The organism is Flagellimonas maritima, from assembly GCF_003269425.1.
GTDB classification, from domain to species: domain Bacteria; phylum Bacteroidota; class Bacteroidia; order Flavobacteriales; family Flavobacteriaceae; genus Flagellimonas; species Flagellimonas maritima.
In genome coordinates this window covers 819,659-839,125 of the sequence record NZ_CP030104.1, presented here as the reverse complement: position 1 = coordinate 839,125, position 19,467 = coordinate 819,659, and the positions used below count along the sequence as shown (strand labels likewise).

The following is a 19,467-nucleotide window of genomic DNA, read 5'->3' as shown; positions in this document are numbered from 1 at the left end:
TTGAATTTAGAATTGTTTATTGCCAAACGCCTGATTACAGGGAAGGAGCATAAAATTAGTATTTCCGCTCCTATAATAAAAATTGCCATAGCAGCAATTGCCATCGGTATCGTAATGATGTTGATTGCCATTGCAACAGGTGTGGGGCTCAAGCAAAAAATCCGTGAAAAGGTTGCTGCCTTTAATGGCCATATCCAAATCTCCAATTTCGATAACAATACTTCCGAAGTTTCCGTAGTGCCTGTTTCTTTGGAACAGGAGTTTTATCCCAAATTCAAGGATGTCGATGGCATTTCACATGTTCAGGCCATTGCTACCAAAGGTGGGATTATAAGAACTGAAGATACGTTTGAAGGGATGCTTGCAAAAGGTGTGGGCCAAGATTACAATTGGAATGTTTTCGAGGAATTTATAATTGACGGAAGGTTGCCTGATTATTCGAAAAATCTAAATGATGAGGTTTTGGTTTCTAGAATCATGGCAGATAGATTGCAATTAACGGTCGGAGACTCATTTTTTTCTTTTTTCTTGAAAGATGGGGACGCTTCTAAAGTTCCCAATACCAGAAAATTCAATATTGTTGGTATTTACGACAGTGGTTTTGAGGAATTTGATACTACCTATGTTTTTGTTGACATTCGCCACCTACAACGTATGAACAGGTGGAAAGCTGATGAAATTGGAACTTTTGAGGTTTTTTTGGAAGACTTTGACGAATTGGAAGAAAAAAGCAATGAAATCTACGGAAAAACACTTTCCAGTTTAGATACGCAAAATATCAAGACCAAATATTTTAGAATATTCGAATGGATAAGCCTTTTCGATTTTAATATTGCACTTATCATTGGTATCATGATTATTGTTGGAGGCATCAATATGATTACGGCATTGCTCGTACTTATTTTGGAACGTACCCAGATGATAGGTGTTCTAAAAGCATTGGGGTGTGAAAATTGGAGCATTCGAAAAGTTTTTTTGTACAACGCAGCTTATCTAATCTCTATAGGTTTGCTGTGGGGTAACGGTATTGGTTTGGGTTTGTTATACCTTCAAGATAAATATCGCTTGTTCAAATTTCCAAATCCTGAAGAGTATTATATCGAATACATTCCTGTGCACATTGATGTTCCAATGATTTTATCTTTAAATCTGGGTGTAATGCTCTTATGTTTGTTGATGCTTTTGTTGCCTTCGTACATTATTACTAAAATAACCCCGGTAAAGGCCATTAAGTTTGAGTGAGGGTATAGGTTCAAACATAAAATTCAAATACAAAAATTAAACTCAAATACAAGTTCAAAAATCCAAGTATAAGCTCAAGTTCAAGGTATAAACACAAGTTCTAATTTTACTTTTTTAGCCGAAACCCTAGACCCTAGACCCAAATACAACTACAAACTCAATGTTCAAACAAAAGTTCTTTTTGAATGCCGAACAATGTCTCTAAATAACGAACAAGAAACAAGGAACAAGGAACAACTACATCTTGTTTGATTATCTTTGCGGCGATTATGGAATACGCTAAAAATATACTCGAAACTATTGGAAAGACTCCTTTGGTCAAACTCAATGCTTTAACTGCTGACCTACCTTGTTTAGTGCTGGCAAAATACGAAACATTTAATCCTGGGAACTCCGTAAAGGACCGGATGGCACTTCAAATGATTGAAGATGCCGAGGCTGCAGGAATCCTTAAACCAGGAGGAACGATTATAGAGGGCACGTCTGGGAATACTGGAATGGGATTGGCCTTAGCAGCAGTTGTAAAGGATTATAAAATGATCTGTGTCATCAGTGACAAACAATCCAAGGAAAAGATAGATATTCTAAAAGCGGTTGGTAGCGAAGTTCATGTCTGCCCTACAGACGTAGCTCCAGAAGACCCTCGTAGTTATTATTCTACTGCCAAACGCTTATCCAAAGAGATTCCCAATTCTTGGTACGTCAATCAATATGACAATCCGTCAAATTGTAAGGCCCATTATTTGAGTACGGGACCGGAAATCTGGGAGCAAACCCAAGGTAAAGTGACCCATTTTGTGGTCGGTGTAGGCACAGGTGGTACCATTTCCGGTGTAGGCAGCTATTTAAAAGAAAAGAATCCCAATGTAAAAGTATGGGGCATCGATACTTACGGCTCGGTTTTTAAAAAGTTCCATGAGACGGGTATTTTTGATGAAAACGAAATCTATCCCTACGTAACCGAGGGGATAGGAGAAGATATATTGCCCAAAAATGTACGTTTTGAAATTATTGATGGTTTCACCAAAGTGACCGATAAAGATGCAGCGGTTTATACCCAACGTTTAGCAAAAGAAGAAGGCATGTTTCTGGGTAACTCTGCCGGGGCGGCCATCAAAGGATTGTTACAGTTAAAAGAGCACTTTTCAAAAGACGATGTGGTCGTAGTATTGTTTCACGATCACGGTAGTCGATATGTGGGCAAAATGTTCAATGATGATTGGATGCGAGAGAAAGGATATATCGATTAATTTTCTCTAAATTAGGGGCAAAATCCGATTTTATGTCAATTAAGAACCTCCTCACTGTTAGCAGTTTTTTGCTGACCATCACTCTAGTTGCCCAAAATCTTTCAAGAATAGAAAAGAAAATTATTGCATCAGTTGAAAATAATAATACCGATGCAATCTCCTTTTTGGAAAAAGTGGTCAACATCAATAGCGGCACACTAAATTCTGAAGGGGTAAAAGAAGTGGGCATGGTCTTTAGTAATGCCTTTGAAGAAATTGATTTTAAGACTACCTGGATCGAAATGCCAGAAAAAATGAATCGTGCAGGCCATCTCTTTGCTGAAACGTCCGGGAATAAAGGAAAGAAACTATTGCTCATTGGTCATTTGGATACCGTTTTTGAAGAAGATAGCCCTTTTCAAGAATTTACAATGGTGAACGATAGCATTGCCCACGCTCCAGGTGGAAACGATATGAAAGGTGGCAATGTCATTGTATTGTATGCATTAAAAGCACTTCATGAAAACGGATTGCTAAAAAATGCACAAATAATCACCGCTTTTACAGGGGATGAAGAAAGCACGGGCAAACCTTTGTCCATCAGTAGAAAGGATTTGATAGATGCTGCAAAACGGAGCGACATTGCACTGGGTTTTGAAACCTCAACAGGTTTTAACTATGCCACTGTGGCAAGAAGAGGTTCCTCTGGTTGGGCTGTTGAAGTGGAAGGCAAGCGGGCACATTCCTCTGGAATTTTTAATGATAGGGTGGGAGCAGGTGCTATTTTCGAGATGTCGCGAATCCTGCATCAATTCTATACCGATGTTAAAGGAGAAGATCTGCTCACCTTCAATCCAGGAACACTTTTAGGAGGAACCTTCGTAAATTTTGATAATACCACCAGCAAGGGGGACGTTTTTGGAAAGACCAACGTGGTTGCCCAAGAAGCATTGGTCAGGGGAGGACTTAGGTTTATTTCTGAAGAGCAGAAAGAAAGGGCAAGGGGGAAAATGAAGAAAATTGTATCGAATAACCTTCCAAACACTTCGGCAACAATATCCTTTACAGATAGTTATCCAGCCATGAAGCCTACAGAAGGGAATGAAGCTTTATTGAATATTTTGAACGAAGTAAGTATCGATTTAGACCAGGGAAAGGTTTTGGCATACGACCCCGGTAAAAGGGGAGCGGCAGATGTTTCTTTTGTTGCCGAGTACGTAGATTGTTTGGATGGCTTGGGCACTATGGGTTCTGGTGCACATACGCCAGAAGAGACAGTCAATCTGAACACTATAGAAGCGCTGACCAAACGTACCGCAATTTTGATCCACAGACTTATCAATACCAAACAATGATTTTATTAGAAAATGTAAATAGCTCGGTTGGGATAGATGGAGGAGAACTTGTTAGTTTTAAGGTAAGTGGCCATGAGTTTATACATCAAAAGGGTAGTCCGGGATGGTCAAGTTCAGATACTGAAATGTTTCCGATTATAGGACCGGTAAACGAAGCTGATTTTAGGGTACAGGTCTCCAAAGGTAACGCTATACAGGATCAACATGGTATTCTGCGCGAATTGGATTATCAACTGATTTCCAATACCGATACGTCAGCTATTTTCAAAAAAGAATACATTGCGGGAACACCTGTCAAAAATTCCAAGTATCCTAAAAAATCTACCGAACAATGGCTAATGTGGCCTTTTACTTTTTGCTTTGAAAAAACCTTTGAACTGAACAATTCAACTCTGGAAATTATCTTTAAAATCTCAGGAGAACGCAATATGCCATTTATGTTGGGATATCATCCTGCATTTAAACTGTATACCGATAGCCCAATCATTAGCACTGGTCAAAGAGAGATTACTCTGGAAGAGGTGTTGAAGGTCGGTAGTAGGGCTTTGCAAGTTGCTGACTGTAATTCAATTATACTAAAAGATAAAAAATCAATTGCAATTGAAACCGAAGGTTTTGGGCACTTTATGTGTTGGACGGAAGTAAATAATATGGTCTGTATAGAACCTATTACTTTTTATCCCTACGTAGTTGAACAAAGAGAACTACATGAAGGATTCCAATACGTAATGGATATTGAACATTTCAAGGTCATTTTAAAAATGGTCGATTAAATTTTGTATAATCTACTAGCTAGTTTTAATCCTAGTATTTATTTACAGCTTATGAAGAATTAACGCTAATACATAAGTTCGATACTATCTGCAATAGCATATCTTTCAAATCATATCCCAGATTTTTTTTTGAATAGTTAAAAAGTAATTGTTTAAGACATAATATCTAGAACATAATATTTCTAAAAATTAACTGTAGTTTCCGCATGAGATACCAAAATTCTTCAATCTAAAATCAGTTTGTTGAAATATCCCAATTGGAAGCATTTTTAACTCTAACGCTTTTTTGTTAAAAAAATCACAATTTTTTTAAATGTTTCAACGTTATATTGGGTATATTAGAGGGTATAATCTTACGAAATACGCTTAATGTTCCGAAAATTTATTGAGAGGATTGGAGTGATGAATTGTATTATGCTTCTTGTGGTAATTTCTATCATCATTGTTTCCGAAACACTTTTCCTTCAAGGAAAAAAATTGGATGCCATTTTTATTGCATTCTGGGCACCTACAATGTTGGGTTTTATGAATTACTTGAAATATAAAAAGTAGTGGATTTTGTGCTGATATATTCAATCGTGATTGCCATCATCTTTTTGATATGGTTCATTTTCATTGTACATATGTACAGGAAAATAAAGGATTGACGTGTTTGGTTTTTAGCTTGAATACACAGGAATTTTTTTGCTCAGAACATTTTTTTTCAGTAGATAAGAATTTATGATTCTATTTGTCTCCAAAGTATTTTTTTGTGGAATTATAAAAGCCTCGATATCTTCCTTTGTTGAAATTTCGGACTCATTATCTATAAATCCATAACCTTTATAGATTCCTTCGTCAATCAATACAACAGCATTTTCATTACTATTTCTTCCTTCCTCCTTAATGATTCTTGCCTCTGAAAGAGTTGCTTTTATGCTTGTGATGGCCGCTTTCACTTTTTTATTATAATCGACCACAGATTCTTTGGAAGTGCAGATGCCCTTACAAGAATTAATGAAATGGTGAGAGCAAGGAGAATTGGTATCTTGTAGATTACAGTATTTGGGACAAAGAGAAAAAATTTGGCAGAGCTCTTCTAAAAAAGCCCTGCAATCTGTTTGATTATAAAATATTCTTAAAGGGTTGGGTGTACCTTTTAAGGCGTTATAGGCAAGGTGTACTATACCCTTTCGGTCTTCATAGCCAAAAATGGCATATTGTTTTGTTATCCTTTTTTGCGACCTGTTATATTTTGGAAAATAGTCTTTTATATCCGTTGATTCCATTAGAAGTGCAAGCAACTCACTGCCAGAAAGCTTAAAATTGATATTTACTGTTTCATTGCACATTTTAATCTCTTTTGTGCTCTTATCGTAGAAATGCCCCAAAACCCTGTTTTTTAAATTATTTGCTTTTCCTACGTAGATAATTTCTTTTTTTTGATTTATAAAATGATAGACCCCAGGCTTTTGTGGGATATTGTTAAAAATTGATTTAGGGAGATGTGGTGGCAGTGTGGCTTCTTGACTTCTTGCATTCAAGAATTTTTGGAAGATATCTGTTGCTTTGGGAGCGTTTATTAATTTTTGAAAAAGCAATACTGTCGCATGTGCATCACCTCTTGCCCTATGTCTATTTGTTAAAGGAATATTTATGGCCGAACATAATTTGCCTAAGCTGTAGGATCGTAAACCTGGTATTAATCTTCGGGACAAACGGACGGTACACAGCTTTTTTCTGGTAAAATCGATTCCTATTTTTCTGAACTCTTCTTTGATGACGCCATAATCAAAATTAACAGAATGTGCCACAAAAATGGAATCCTTGGTAATTTCGTTTATTTTATTCGCAACCTCTTCAAAAGTGGGAGCGTCCCGAACCATTTCATTATCAATTCCCGTTAATCCTGTAATAAAATATGGGATGGGACAACAGGGATTTACCAATGATGTAAACTCATCAACTATTTTCTCGCCATCATACTTAAAAATGGAAATCTCGGTTATCTTGTTTCCCTTTATTCCATTTCCAGTGGTCTCTATGTCTATAATTGTATACAAATCCTAAAAATCAATTTTTATTTGAATTTAGGAATAAAGTGAAGCGCAACCAAATGGAAGTGCTTAACGAGAATACTGTATTTTCTGTTTTATCTTAAATTAAAAAGGGGGCCTTTATTTATTACAAGAGGATTTCCCTGTTTATAACAGCCAAAATAAAATAAATGGTTATGGAAATTATTAGACAGCTAATGGCCGCCGTCATATTATCTGGAGTAAACTCTTTCTTAATATTTTTTAGTAGGATTTTCATGGGATTTGTTTGTTACAAAGATGCCAATGGTTAAGATGGTAGCATAAAGCAATCGTTCTACGAAAAAAAGAATGGATAAAAGGTATGGACGGAGAGTTTCATCGAAAATTATATCTTTTTCATCTAATTTATAAGGACAAACTTCTCGATAATATTCAATAACGCGAATTAGATTTATCATGAATAAAAAGCCATCTTGATAGAGGTGGCTTACATTATGTGGGACGGTTAATGGAATTCTCAAAGTGGGATTTCCTTAAGGAATATTTGGAATAGGTTCTGTTTTTAATTATTGCTTTATTAATAAGAACAGGTCCCATTTTTAATCTTCCAATATCTCTTAGATTGGATTCAAAAGTTAAAAATGATTTTTGTGTTAATACATCAAAACACCATTTATTGACTACCTTTAAGAAGCAATCGCTTTCACTTTCTTCAAGAGCATTAGAATCCTATTATTCAGCGCGGAAACCTGTTTTTAATTTTCTGGGATTTAAAATATAAAAGTCTATTGATGGTTATGTGCCAGCTAGGTGACCACCTTTATTTTTAAACTAAGGATATGAGATTATATATAAAATACATGGTCAGTCTTCGCTGTAAAATGTTGGTAAAGGAAGAACTGATAAAGTTGGAACTGGATTACGTTAAATTGAATCTAGGCATGGTTGAAATTATGGGAGAAATTGCCCATGAAAAGCGAATTCAACTCAAGAATAATCTGCTCAAGTCCGGATTGGAATTGTTGGATGATAAGAAGAGTATATTAATCGAAAGAATAAAAAATGTAATAGTTGAAATGGTTCATTACAATGATGAAATTCCAAAAACAAATTATTCTGGTTACTTAAGCGAAAAATTGGGATATGATTATACCTATTTGGCGAATACATTTTCTGAAGTGCAAGGAATCACCATACAACACTATATTATCAAACATAAAATCGAAAAGGCGAAAGAATTATTGCTATACAATGAGCTTAATTTGGCCGAAATTGCTTATAAACTCCACTACAGCAGCCCATCGCACCTGTCAAATCAATTTAAAAAAGTTACTGGTCTCACACCATCTTTTTTCAAAAAAATGAAGAAAAAAAGACAGCAAAATTTGGAAAACCTGTGATATATGTAAGGTTCACAAATATTTATATAGCAAAATTCCCTTGTTTCTGTCGCATCTTTACTCGCTGTTATAATGTTAATGAACATTACTAAATACACAACATTTATGGACATATTCGAAAAGAACAATTTGGTTTACGGGATTCTCAAAAAATTAGAGATGTCTTTAGGCCCGTGTTCGATAATGAAAACCAAGAAACTGCAAGATGGAAGGAATTGGAGAAAAACCTAAAACCCAATTTGATCAGAATCAAGAAATGACTTCGGGAAATTTCAAAAACATGGCCTGAACAATACTGGGAGGAAGAGAATTTAATTTTGTTTGTTGATAAGTGCTTTTAGATTGTTAAAGGCACAAAAAAGAGCAGGAACTAAAAAATACTGCTCTTTTTTTTGTGAAAAGCAAAATGGTCTGGTATTGTAGCAACCATTGTTTTGGTCAAGCGATTTTGTATCGCACACAGCAATTATAAATAAACACCGTGAGAAAATGCGCTATTTGTTTTGTGCTTTTATTAATAATGTTGGGGGTCGCTGTTTCAATTTCATAAAGCAATAAAAGTAAAATATATGTCAAGAGAAAAAGAAGGAAAACAGAAATTAGGAAAAACAACGCCCTCTAGTACGCCTAAAGAGAAAAAAGCCGCCAAAAGAGCAAAACGGGATGCCAAAAAAAGAACGGAGTAGAACAAAAGGAATACTATATTATATTTTAAATTATGGACACAGGTGAATTTGAAGAATTCATTACGTTTAACTTAGCTGCAATATTGGAGTTCAAGTCTAATGCTATTTTCGTAAAAACATAGGTGTTCAGAATAATTGTGGCATACAGGCATTCGCATTTGATTTTGTTAAGATATTGCCCCACAAGGAATCCCCATTTATCTGCTTCATCCATAGAATTGAAGGAAAGACCGAGGTTGTTATAGGAGGTAATCCCAACTTTATGCAGAAAAGGGATTCCATACTTATCCCTGCATGTTCTTCCAATTCAATTGAAGCATATCATAATCTCAAGATAATCTGCACCACTATTAAGAATCAACCATAACGCATGAATGGATTATTGGTATAATCAAAAAACGGTTCAGGGTCAGCTAACGCTAATGCATAGGTTTGTTTTGATAGAGAATTAAAACCTTTTGAGGTAGTACTATAGATTCGGACAACTAAACAATATAACTTATGAGAGCTAAGGCTTTAATTTATTGCGAGAATGAATTTGGATATATAGATGGTAAAGTGGCGAATGGACTTATTCGGCAGTCGGAGACCTATGATATCGTTGGGGTCATAGATAGTTCAAAGGCTGGTCAGGATGCAGGAGAATATCTTGATGGTGTAAAAAATGCCATTCCCATCTTTGAAAGTATAGCACTAGCCTTAGAAGAATTAAACGCTATCCCTGAATATTTTATCTACGGCATCGCCCCACTCGCTTCCTTTTTAAACGATGAACAAAAAGAAATGATTTTTACCGCTATGAAAAGTGGGATGAACATTGTTAATGGTCTTCCCGAATTTTTTAGCGAGAATTCTCAATTTGCCCGTATGGCCCGTAATTATGGAGTAACTATACTGGATGTTAGAAAGCCTCCAAAACGTGAAAACCTCCATAATTTTTCGGGACGTATTCAAGAGGTAAAGGTTCCGATAATTACGATAATGGGCACTGATTGTGCGGTGGGTAAAAGAACTACGGCATTAGTATTGGTAGAAGCCTTAAGAAATGAAGGTCTTAACGCTGTCTTTGTGACAACTGGCCAAACAGGCCTGCTCCAAGGCTCCAAATACGGAGTGGCCATAGACGTCTTAACATCTGGGTTTGCTACTGGTGAGGTTGAAAACGCCATCTTAAATGCCTATGAGCAAGAACAACCCGATATCATTGTTGTTGAAGGACAGGGAGCATTAAGCCACCCTGCGTTTACTTCTTCAAGTGCCATTATTCGGGGGGCAATGCCCGATGCAATCATACTACAGCATCCCCCAAAGCGGAAAAGTTATTGCGACTACCCTAAAATTCCTTTGTTGGACTTGGTAGACGAGATTGAAATGATAGAGGTGTTCTCCAAATCAAAAGTTATAGCCATCACCATTAACCATGAAAACATGACCCAAGCAGAAGTGGGTCATGTAATAAATCAGTATGAATCAGAATATAATCTACCTGTTTCGGATGTCTTACTGCACGGATGCGATAAACTGGTAAAACAGTTGGTCAAAACATTTCCAGAGTTAAAAAGAGAGTCGGTGTTGATTTGAACCTTCCCAGAATCGATATTGATTTAGCAAAGATTGCCCACAACGTGCAACAGTTGAAAAAACTGTATGGTTCTAAGGGCATTGATATAATTGGGGTGACCAAGGTAATCGGGGGCAATCCAATAATCGCAGATGTTTTGGTTCAAAATGGTATTGAAATCCTTGCAGACTCCAGAATTGCGAATATCATAAAAATGCGTAGAGCAGGTATAAGGGCACAATACCTGTTACTCCGAACACCAGCACTCAGCCAGGTAGAAAATGTGGTTACCCATACGAACATAAGTCTAAACTCTGAATTGGAAGTTCTAAAAAAACTTTCGGAATATGCATTAAAGAACCATATCATACATAAGGTTGTTCTTATGGTGGAGCTTGGGGACTTACGGGAAGGGATTATGCCATCGGAAATGGATGCCATTGTAAAAGTGGTGTTGAAACTGAAAGGCCTGGCCTTGGTAGGCATAGGAACAAATCTTGCCTGCTTTGGAGGAATAAGTCCTGATGAGGACAAAATGAACGAATTGTCTTCAATAGCGATCCGTTTGGAAGAAAAATTTAAAATCACCCTGGCCATGGTGTCCGGCGGAAACTCCGCAAATTACAAATGGTTTACATCTTCAAAAGATGTGGGCAGAATAAATAGCTTACGAGTGGGGGAATCCATTTTTTTGGGTAGAGAAGCACTTTGTAGAAAACCGATACTAGGACTTTTTACAGATATCTTCACTCTAATGGCCGAGGTAATCGAAGCAAAAAGAAAACCATCACAACCCTATGGGACAGTATATCAAAATGCAAGTGGTAATACCCCTCGGTTTAAGAACAAAGGCTTTATGGATAGAGCCGTTCTTGCAATTGGAACACAGGACGTTGTTGTTTCAGGAATTACCCCAAAACAAGAAATAATTGTACTGGGTGCCACCAGTGACCACATGTTGATAGACAATACTAAAACAAGTCTAAGAGTTGGGAATACCGTAGCGTTCAATCTGAATTATAGCGCATTGTTAAGCGTATTTTGCACCCCTAGCATTGTAAAAAACACGATCAATCAATATGAATGTGCAAACATACTGTGAAGCTGTCGAGGCAAAAGACCTTCAGCATAAACTTCTCGCACCCTCCATTTGGATAAGGGAAAATCATTCACCATTAGTGAGTTTGATGCACACGAATTTTAATTTGATTTTTGAGCCATCCATTTTGGAAGATTATCAATATTTGATCAGAGAAGATATGGTTGAAAAAATAGGCCGAATCAGCAAGGTGTTGGACAAGCAGGATAAAATCCTGATTATTCGCTCTGCTTGGAGGTCTTATCAACATCAGCAACTTCTTTGGGATACTACATTTACTTCCTTTAAAAAAAAACATCCCAAAAAATCCAATAGTGAAATCAAAGAAACCATAAGCTATTTTATTGCTCCCCCAACTATGACCATGCATGCCACAGGTGGGGCAGTGGATGCCTTGATTTATGACAAACTTGAAGATAGCGTGATGGATTTTGGAACCAACAATGGTTTGGAAATCGATCTTTCAAAAAAATGTTATCCCAATCATCCAAATATTAGTACTAAAGCGAGAAAAAATAGGGCCTTACTTATTGGTCTATTTGAAGGCGAAGGTTTTGTATGTGATTTGAAGGAATATTGGCATTTTGATTATGGCAATGTTGTTTGGGCCATTGAAAAAGAAAAGGAGTATGCCATTTATGGGCCCATAACCTAGATATATGAACCGACTGAATGAAAAGTAAAGGTTTAATTACTATCACCAAACCCTTGGTTGATTTTCCTCTTACGACCAAAAGACGTTTGCTATATAATAATTACTTCACAAGACGAAACAAAAAAAAGGGCGAAAGCCCTCTTTAGCATTCCTAGTCACTAAGAAAACCGTATTAATTTTAAGGCAGTATGCCTACGGTTATTTTTCCAACTCTCATGACGGGACAATGGCCTTTCAAAACCACTATTGCTGTCCTGAAACCCCTTCTTTATCTGCTTCATAATTCCTTCTCTATTAACTTATTTGTGATAGGCGTAATACACACCTTTATCTACACAAATCTTAAGTCGCAAAGATACTGGAAACATAACACTATTAGGGTAAGTTTAACACGGTGCTATGATAGATAAAATAAGTGATACAAGCTATTTTGGCACCTAGAATTTTGACTCAGTTCGCCTGCCCATAGCACCGTTTAAAGCCAACTCATCCTATATTGACGTTACTCACTCTTAAAACACCTCGAGAATAGCTTAAAATGCCCTTTATATTAAGAATAGTCTTTCGCTAGAAGTTAAATCGCATACTTTATTTTCCTTTGGAATCGCTTTTTTTTCATAGCGATAAACTTTATAATTAAGAGAACTTAGACTAATGGGATCTTGTCCCTAACAGACCACGTGTGATTTATGTAAGATTTGCTTGAATTAGTATAATATGCTTAGGTATGGGAAAGCCTATCTTTATAATTAAACCTAAATTACTATGGATAATGATCCTATGGGAGATATAAAAAATATATTAAAAAAAGGGCAATCGAGAAACCTGATCATTATTGCAGCATTGGTGGTATTGCTGTTTGCATTTAGACCATGGGTTCAAATTGGTGCAGGTGAGCGGGGAGTTGTCCAGAATTTTGGTGCCGTACAGGACAAAGTGTTGAATGAGGGAATCCACTTTAAGATACCGATAGTACAAACGGTCATCCTAATGGACGTAAAAATTCAAAAGGCAATGACGGATGCGGCCTCTTCATCTTCTGACCTGCAGGATGTAGACCTATCCGTAGCACTTAATTATCATATCATACCAGACAAAGCCAATTTGGTATATCAAACCATTGGCGTTGAATTCAAGGAGCGTATCATTGACCCTGCAATTCAAGAAGTAATGAAAGCAGTTTCTGCCAGATATACAGCAGAGGAATTGATTACTAAGAGACCTGCTGTAAGCACCGAGATGCAGCAAGCACTTACATCACGGTTACTAGCTTCCAATATATCCGTAGACGCTTTTTCGATCATTTCATTTAGTTTTTCACAAACGTTTACCGATGCCATCGAAGCTAAGCAAACTGCTGAACAAAATGCATTGAAGGCAAAAAGAGACCTAGATCGGATTAGGGTCGAAGCCGAACAGACAATTGCAGCGGGAACAGCCGAAGCCGAGGCGTTACGATTACAAAAAATGAATATTTCCCCGGACCTTATTGAGCTAAGAAAGATAGAAGCGAACCTTAAGGCCATAGAAAAATGGAACGGAATCCTACCTGAAGTAACAGGTGCAGGGGCCATCCCTTTTATTGGCGTAGGAGATGCAATTAAGAAAAAATAGTGTGGGAATATCCAAGGATTTGAATGCAGGATCTATCATTACGATGCTATTGTTTATTCACTTGATAGTGGGCATCGTTAGAGGGTTATATAGATATCATATGATTGAAAAATACCAATATAATTATTATGGCGACCCTCCCATGAATATTTTTGGAAAATTGGCACACAATTGGTTGGCCGGTACTTTTAGTTCTACCACTTTTATCCTTTCAGCTTCTATTACCGTAATGCTTTTTTCGTCCTTTTAAAAGATGGAATGAGAACAAAAAGTCATTCTTAAAGTTTATTTTCAATTAAACTAGAAGTTTTGTCGGCATACACCCCAAAACACCAGATGCTCAAAATCGTAACATCTTCTTCTTCTGATTCTTAGGTAAAAGTTGACGCCGTAATTTTCAAACTTTCACCCTTTAAGGTGCTGACCTGGCATAAGCTTTTGTAAGCGTATAACTGTGGATGTTTTCTCCTTATCATCTCGCCAAATCATTATACTCTCAATAAACGAGATGATAAAATTTTCCCCAATGTATTTATCTTCATGTAGTGGATACTTTTCAAGTATAACTGACAGGACCTCATCAAAAATAACTATTTGTTCCATACCCAATGCTGTTTTGCCACAAAACGAGTATCCATTCTCAGCACGCCCAAGAAAGACCCCTTCTATTTTTTTTATTTGGCTTGTTTCTTGAATAGGGGAAATACCCAATGAAATCAGAAATATAAAAATCAACATCGTTCTCATCATTGTCTTAATTTTGTTTGAAAGGTAGTTTAACTGTTGCGAATTATGTTCAATAACTCTCCTGCCATGCAGATATCTCGTTTACTGATTAAGAAAATAACAGACAATATTTAAAATGCCACCTTTAAAGGTGGCATTTTAACTTATAAGGAAATTAGAGGTTTTTTAGGACAACTTCACATTTATCGCGTTCATTCCCTTTTCGCCTCTCTCCACAGTGAATTTGACACTGTCATTTTCACGAATTTCGTCAATAAGACCGCTTTGATGGACAAAAACGTCCTCATCGGAATCTTTGGGTTTAATAAAACCAAAACCTTTGGCACTATTGAAAAATTTTACTGTTCCTTCTTTCATTACTTTGTATTTATGGTTTACTATTTTGTTCAATATTCGTTTTACAATGTTCATTTATTTGTTTAATTATGTTCTTAAAATTGGATTATTCGGTATAGTAATAAGCTGTATTTTTCTTTGCATTTGGAGAAAACCTAAGGAAAAAGATAAACTTATATCATCATCGGCCTCTTTTATATTGGTATAGAAATGGTGCAGATAATTGTGTTGGATTTTCCATGCCGTAGCGTTAGCGCCTATGAGGTTCATGGTGTAGCCTAAGTACTTGTTTACTTTTTTGCTTTTGCAATACGAGCCATGTATGGCGTTGTGCATCATGAATATGCCAATTCCTGGCATCCCTATTCCACTTGTGATGTACAGTATAAAAAGCAACCATGGACTTATCAAAAGGCTAATATTGAACATAACCAATTGACCGAAGAACAAGGTTAATATTGCTACATTCTTTGTAATCATTCTTTTGTTGGTATGCTTACTAATGTTCTTTGTTTTGAAATAATTGTTAACCCTTCTTCTCAATATCCTTGAGAAATCAGTATTTGTTCTTTCTGAAAAAGTTGGATTTTTGATACTACTAACGTTTTTGTTTTGAATCCTCCAAGCCTATGGCCTTAAGAATTATGGATAAGCATAAAAAAGGATGACGTACACAAAAAAAATCTCATTGTGCAAACTGTGTCCCAACCACAGTCATTATATCTATGTTTAGCTTAAAATTATTTTTTGCACTATTGCTTTAAAAATGAAGAGAGCTGAAATGAATTGTGAATCTTGGAAGACTAAATTAATCGGAGCTTTCCGAATTTTAACGTAATAAAGGTATCTGTTATTTATGCAATGTTCCCCAATTGTATGTTAAATACTGATATTCAATATTTTATTATTTAAAATAGGACAATAGATTAAAAAAGTAATGAGACAGTTCTTTGGTTTAAATGTACCCGTTCACGGGATGGTCTATCCCAAAGATGGTAGTTCATCGTATTTTATCAAGCGTTTTGATTGCCATGGTAAAGGGAAAAATTTACTGTCAAGGATTTTGCACAACTGACTGGAAACACGAGGGATACCAAAAATGGTTTTACCATGGAAAAATTGGTTCCGGTCCTTGATGAATTCTGCTCATTTCCTTTGGTCGAAAAGACCCCTTTTTTTAAAAGGGTTATCTTTTGTCATGTTAATGGAAATGAGGATATGCAGCTAAAGAACTTTTGCCTCATCCCAGAAGATGGAAAAACAACCTTGCCACTGGCTTACGATTTGTTGAATACCTCAATTGCCATCAAAAGTCCTGGTGAAGAAATTGTATTGACCCTTAAAATGAAAAACACAATTTAAAGGCACCGGACTTTATAAACTATTATGCAAAAGAGCGATTACAACTCGGCGAAAAAACAATAACGGTAATTCTTAGAGAAATGCAGGGAAGAATATCGGAATGGAAAGAGTTGATAGAAATCTCGTTTCTTTCAGATGATATGGAGGGGGAGTGCTATAAATTGTTGGAATCAAGGTCTGGCATGTTTTGACATATAGATGTTATTTTACCCTGTATCCCATTACCGCAAAAAATCTTGACAAAGGCTTTGCAGGAATTTATTATATTTAGAACATTCGGGCGAGTCCAGGTCTGTTGTATTTTGGCAATGATTCTGATTTTTCATTGATTTCTATAGATTATATAATCTACTTTAAATGTAAAGCATCAAATTTCTATAGCTATTGATAATTACTAAACAAAATCATACTTTAAAAAAACTTTTTTACCACTATATGTTTTTAAGTTCTTGATTTGGATGAAGATTTGCTGCGACAAACATATTTACCTCATAAAAACAATTCATTTGTATTTGTAATGGAAATTTCTCTAAATCCAATTATTTTAGCCTTAAACGCAAATAGAAATGAAGCGTAGAGATTATTTGAAAACAATTATACTTGGTTCGGCAATACCTTATCTATCGAATTCGGTATTTTCAAAGACCTTTACTGACCGATGGCCTTATCCAGTAGGGGTAGAATTTCAGAGTGAGTGGCAAAATTGGCCGGACATGAAATGGGTAGGCCCGGAATATTGGGGAAATCGGTTACAAGACTGGACAATTAAGGGCGGAAAAGCCGTATGCGGTGTAACAGCTCCGAACAGGAATTTACACCTGCTTCCCATTCAAATGCCTGAAAAACTTTTAGGCTTCAATACAAGCGTAAAGGTTTCTATTTTAAATAACGCTTTACAGCAATTAAAAAACGGATGCTATGGCATTCGTTTGGGAGCGAAGGGTCCGGTGGATGATTATAGATCCGCCGCCGTATTTGGAGTGGGAACGGATATTGGTTTAAATCATAAAGGAAATCTGGTCATAGGAGAAGAGACCATCCTCACGAGTCTGGGAATACTCCCCGAGGAATTTGTATTACTGGTAAAGGCAAAACCTTTGGACGACAATTATCTGCTTGAAATTCAAATCATTGATTCTGACACTGGTAAAATACTATTTTCCTATAATAAAAATGATTTCCCTAAATCAAAGATTACCGGAAACTTTGCCCTTGTGGCACACAGTACCGACGGGAGTCGGCGTTTTGAAGAAGATATACCTTCGGTAGCTTTTGAAGAATGGTCGATCAGATCGGAAGAATTGACATTCAACGATGCGCATTTTTTTGGTCCCATATGTTTTGCCCAATATACCCTTAATCGAAAAAAACTAAAATTGACGGCCCAATTGGCCCCTGTTGAACAGATTGAAGGTCATCAAGTACGATTTGAAATCAAAGAGAACAATTCTTGGCAGACCCTTCAAAAAACTGACATATCCCATGAGGGGAGAGCCATCAACTTTACCATAGATGATTGGGTCAAAAAATTCGACGTTCCATACAGAATCGTCCTTTCACTTCCCATTGCAAACAAAGTAAAAGAATATATATACGGGGGCACTGTCGCCAAAGAGCCAATACATGACAAAACGTTAAAGACCGCTGTGTTCAGTTGTAACTTTCATTATGGTTTTCCCGATAGTGATATACCGCAAAATGTCGGAAAATTAGCTCCTGATGTCATTCTCTTTTTGGGAGACCAATTCTACGAGGGAACTGGAGGGTTTGGAGCTGTTTATAAAGGTGATTATGACAAGAGCTGCTTGGACTACCTTAGAAAGTGGTACATGTTCGGCTGGTCGTACCGTGAACTGTTTCGACATAGACCCTGTGCCATAATACCTGACGACCATGATGTATACCATGGAAATATTTGGGGTGAAAGTGGAAAGGAAGCCGATACAACCAACGGCTTTGGTGCCTCTGCCCAAGATTCAGGAGGGTATAAAATGCCCGCCGATTGGGTCAATATGGTACAATTTACCCAGACCAGCCACTTACCGGATGCGTTTGATCCCACACCTGTGAAACAAGGAATCGGTGTCTATTACGCACATTGGAACTATGCTGGTATAAGTTTTGCCATTCTTGAGGACAGAAAGTTCAAATCAGCACCTAAACATATTCTTCCCAGAGAAGCCCAGGTCGAGAATGGTTGGATTATGGCCGATGATTTCGACATAAAAAAATACAAGAACCTAGAAGCCGATCTACTAGGTGAGCGACAAGAGCACTTTCTTGAAACATGGGTCGGCGATTGGTCAGAAAATGCTGAAATGAAAGTAGTGCTGTCCCAAACCAATTTTGCAACGGTGGCCACACTACCTGAAGGAGCCAAGACAGGTGCAGTAATTCCTTCATTGGATGTCCCCGAAAAAGGGGAATACATTAAAGGTGACCGACCCACAGTGGATATGGATTCCAATGGTTGGCCATCATCAAAGCGCGACAAGGCGGTAGAGATTATTAGAAAAGGGTTCGCTTTCCATATTGCCGGGGACCAACATCTGGCCAGTTTTGTACAATATGGCGTAAAAGCGCATGGCGATAGTGGTTTTGCCTTTGCAGGCCCCGCCTTGAACAATATTTGGCCCAGAAGGTTTTGGCCTGATGTTGATTCTTTGGGGCATACTTATGAAAATCCCGCATATACAGGCAAACATATCGACGGTTTTGGGAACAAAATGACGGTATTGGCCGTAGCCAATCCCCATAAGAACCACAAAGAGCCCGCTATACTGCATGATAGGGCCGTGGGCTATGGTCTTGTAACCTTTAATAAAGAGAATAGGACCATAAAGACCCAATGTTGGCCTAGATTTGTAGATCCGACCGCAAAGGAAAACAAGCAATATCCGGGTTTTCCCATTACCATTCTACAGGAAGATAATTATGGGCGAGAGGCTGTGGCCTGGCTGCCTAGCATTAAACTGAAGGGAAATCAAAAACCAACGATTACCATCTTTGATGAAAATAACGGTATGGTATATTCCATTAGAATGGGAAACAGCTTTTTTAAGCCCAAAGTTTTCAAAAAGGGTTATTACACCATCCTTATAAAAAATGACGTATCTGGATTTGAAAAGAAAATGGAAAGGGTAAAGGCAAAAGCCGGACAAAGAAGGACTATTGAATTGGACCTTGAAAAGAAAAACTAAGGGAACGATCGGCAAAGCATTTTTGACCATACGTAGTCTCCCTATCTGTAAATAAATTTTTGGAAAATGTTTCTTTGAATATGGCCCGTACCGTTTGATGTAAAAGAAAAGTAATCGATAAATCTTTTATAGAAATCAATATCGAAGATTATCATGGCCATTTTTGATCTAAAATAACGGGCGCCAAAAT

The 19,467-nt window shown here is 37.0% G+C and carries 17 protein-coding genes; 12 read left to right on the top strand and 5 right to left on the bottom strand.

Features of this window, described 5'->3' with window-relative positions:
- From HME9304_RS03605 to HME9304_RS03590, 4 genes are all read left to right on the top strand, one after another.
- Nucleotides 1–1,242, top strand: a complete 1,242-nt coding sequence (locus HME9304_RS03605; protein WP_112377289.1) for an ABC transporter permease — start codon at nt 1–3, stop codon at nt 1,240–1,242.
- A gap of 269 nt (nt 1,243–1,511) precedes the next feature.
- On the top strand, nt 1,512–2,492 hold the full coding sequence (locus HME9304_RS03600) for a PLP-dependent cysteine synthase family protein (protein WP_112377288.1): 981 nt from the start codon (nt 1,512–1,514) through the stop codon (nt 2,490–2,492).
- A gap of 32 nt (nt 2,493–2,524) precedes the next feature.
- Nucleotides 2,525–3,826 (top strand): M20/M25/M40 family metallo-hydrolase, encoded by a 1,302-nt coding sequence (locus tag HME9304_RS03595; RefSeq protein ID WP_112377287.1) that lies wholly within the window; start codon nt 2,525–2,527, stop codon nt 3,824–3,826.
- Nucleotides 3,823–4,599, top strand: a complete 777-nt coding sequence (locus HME9304_RS03590; RefSeq protein WP_112377286.1) for an aldose epimerase family protein — start codon at nt 3,823–3,825, stop codon at nt 4,597–4,599. The genes HME9304_RS03595 and HME9304_RS03590 overlap by 4 nt, the downstream gene beginning before the upstream one ends.
- A gap of 659 nt (nt 4,600–5,258) precedes the next feature.
- On the opposite strand, the gene HME9304_RS03580 is transcribed toward HME9304_RS03590, so the two are convergent.
- Complete coding sequence (locus HME9304_RS03580; protein WP_112377284.1) at nt 5,259–6,641, bottom strand: exonuclease domain-containing protein; 1,383 nt, start codon at nt 6,639–6,641, stop codon at nt 5,259–5,261.
- Between the two features lie 121 nt (nt 6,642–6,762).
- The gene (locus tag HME9304_RS17200) at nt 6,763–6,894 is read right to left on the bottom strand and encodes a hypothetical protein (protein ID WP_262510369.1); all 132 of its coding nucleotides are present in this window, start codon (nt 6,892–6,894) and stop codon (nt 6,763–6,765) included.
- A 562-nt stretch (nt 6,895–7,456) separates the two neighbouring features.
- On the opposite strand from HME9304_RS17200, the gene HME9304_RS03570 reads away from it, so the two are divergent.
- The 6 genes from HME9304_RS03570 to HME9304_RS03540 all read left to right on the top strand — a co-directional run bounded on the left by HME9304_RS03570 (nt 7,457) and on the right by HME9304_RS03540 (nt 13,882).
- Nucleotides 7,457–8,017, top strand: a complete 561-nt coding sequence (locus HME9304_RS03570; protein WP_112377282.1) for a helix-turn-helix domain-containing protein — start codon at nt 7,457–7,459, stop codon at nt 8,015–8,017.
- A gap of 1,187 nt (nt 8,018–9,204) precedes the next feature.
- Nucleotides 9,205–10,284 (top strand): N-acetyltransferase DgcN family protein, encoded by a 1,080-nt coding sequence (locus HME9304_RS03560; protein ID WP_112377280.1) that lies wholly within the window; start codon nt 9,205–9,207, stop codon nt 10,282–10,284.
- A complete protein-coding gene (locus HME9304_RS03555; RefSeq protein ID WP_164674754.1) occupies nt 10,281–11,366 on the top strand; it encodes an alanine/ornithine racemase family PLP-dependent enzyme in 1,086 nt (361 codons plus the stop codon). The genes HME9304_RS03560 and HME9304_RS03555 overlap by 4 nt, the downstream gene beginning before the upstream one ends.
- Nucleotides 11,350–12,018, top strand: coding sequence for a M15 family metallopeptidase (locus HME9304_RS03550; RefSeq protein ID WP_164674752.1), 669 nt, complete (start codon nt 11,350–11,352; stop codon nt 12,016–12,018). The genes HME9304_RS03555 and HME9304_RS03550 overlap by 17 nt, the downstream gene beginning before the upstream one ends.
- 765 nt (nt 12,019–12,783) lie before the next feature.
- Nucleotides 12,784–13,632: a prohibitin family protein gene (locus HME9304_RS03545; RefSeq protein ID WP_112377277.1), complete on the top strand. Its 849-nt coding sequence runs from the start codon at nt 12,784–12,786 to the stop codon at nt 13,630–13,632.
- The gene (locus tag HME9304_RS03540; RefSeq protein WP_112377276.1) at nt 13,613–13,882 is read left to right on the top strand and encodes a hypothetical protein; all 270 of its coding nucleotides are present in this window, start codon (nt 13,613–13,615) and stop codon (nt 13,880–13,882) included. Before HME9304_RS03545 ends, HME9304_RS03540 begins: the two co-directional genes overlap by 20 nt.
- A 155-nt stretch (nt 13,883–14,037) precedes the next feature.
- Here HME9304_RS03540 and HME9304_RS03535 read toward each other — a convergent pair whose 3' ends face one another.
- From HME9304_RS03535 to HME9304_RS03525, 3 genes are all read right to left on the bottom strand, one after another.
- A complete protein-coding gene (locus HME9304_RS03535; RefSeq protein ID WP_112377275.1) occupies nt 14,038–14,382 on the bottom strand; it encodes a hypothetical protein in 345 nt (114 codons plus the stop codon).
- 162 nt (nt 14,383–14,544) lie between these two features.
- Nucleotides 14,545–14,736: a cold-shock protein gene (locus tag HME9304_RS03530; protein WP_112379715.1), complete on the bottom strand. Its 192-nt coding sequence runs from the start codon at nt 14,734–14,736 to the stop codon at nt 14,545–14,547.
- A 66-nt stretch (nt 14,737–14,802) separates the two neighbouring features.
- Nucleotides 14,803–15,195 (bottom strand): fatty acid desaturase family protein, encoded by a 393-nt coding sequence (locus HME9304_RS03525; protein WP_239023383.1) that lies wholly within the window; start codon nt 15,193–15,195, stop codon nt 14,803–14,805.
- A gap of 591 nt (nt 15,196–15,786) precedes the next feature.
- Here HME9304_RS03525 and HME9304_RS17150 point away from each other — a divergent pair.
- Entirely contained in the window at nt 15,787–16,077 is a 291-nt protein-coding gene (locus tag HME9304_RS17150) for a HipA domain-containing protein (protein WP_239023424.1), read from the top strand.
- Nucleotides 16,078–16,643: 566 nt separating this feature from the next.
- Nucleotides 16,644–19,277: a metallophosphoesterase family protein gene (locus HME9304_RS03515; protein WP_112377274.1), complete on the top strand. Its 2,634-nt coding sequence runs from the start codon at nt 16,644–16,646 to the stop codon at nt 19,275–19,277.
- Nucleotides 19,278–19,467 lie beyond the last annotated feature (190 nt).

Bases quoted from the DNA above. Each gene is read 5' to 3' on its own strand.
- HME9304_RS03600 (WP_112377288.1), top strand. From the start codon at position 1,512: ATGGAATACGCTAAAAATATACTCGAAACTATTGGAAAGACTCCTTTG.
- HME9304_RS03595 (WP_112377287.1), top strand. From the start codon at position 2,525: ATGTCAATTAAGAACCTCCTCACTGTTAGCAGTTTTTTGCTGACCATC.
- HME9304_RS03590 (WP_112377286.1), top strand. From the start codon at position 3,823: ATGATTTTATTAGAAAATGTAAATAGCTCGGTTGGGATAGATGGAGGA.
- HME9304_RS17200 (WP_262510369.1), bottom strand. From the start codon at position 6,894: ATGAAAATCCTACTAAAAAATATTAAGAAAGAGTTTACTCCAGATAAT.
- HME9304_RS03570 (WP_112377282.1), top strand. From the start codon at position 7,457: ATGAGATTATATATAAAATACATGGTCAGTCTTCGCTGTAAAATGTTG.
- HME9304_RS03560 (WP_112377280.1), top strand. From the start codon at position 9,205: ATGAGAGCTAAGGCTTTAATTTATTGCGAGAATGAATTTGGATATATA.
- HME9304_RS03545 (WP_112377277.1), top strand. From the start codon at position 12,784: ATGGATAATGATCCTATGGGAGATATAAAAAATATATTAAAAAAAGGG.
- HME9304_RS03540 (WP_112377276.1), top strand. From the start codon at position 13,613: ATGCAATTAAGAAAAAATAGTGTGGGAATATCCAAGGATTTGAATGCA.
- HME9304_RS03535 (WP_112377275.1), bottom strand. From the start codon at position 14,382: ATGATGAGAACGATGTTGATTTTTATATTTCTGATTTCATTGGGTATT.
- HME9304_RS03530 (WP_112379715.1), bottom strand. From the start codon at position 14,736: ATGAAAGAAGGAACAGTAAAATTTTTCAATAGTGCCAAAGGTTTTGGT.
- HME9304_RS03525 (WP_239023383.1), bottom strand. From the start codon at position 15,195: ATGATTACAAAGAATGTAGCAATATTAACCTTGTTCTTCGGTCAATTG.
- HME9304_RS03515 (WP_112377274.1), top strand. From the start codon at position 16,644: ATGAAGCGTAGAGATTATTTGAAAACAATTATACTTGGTTCGGCAATA.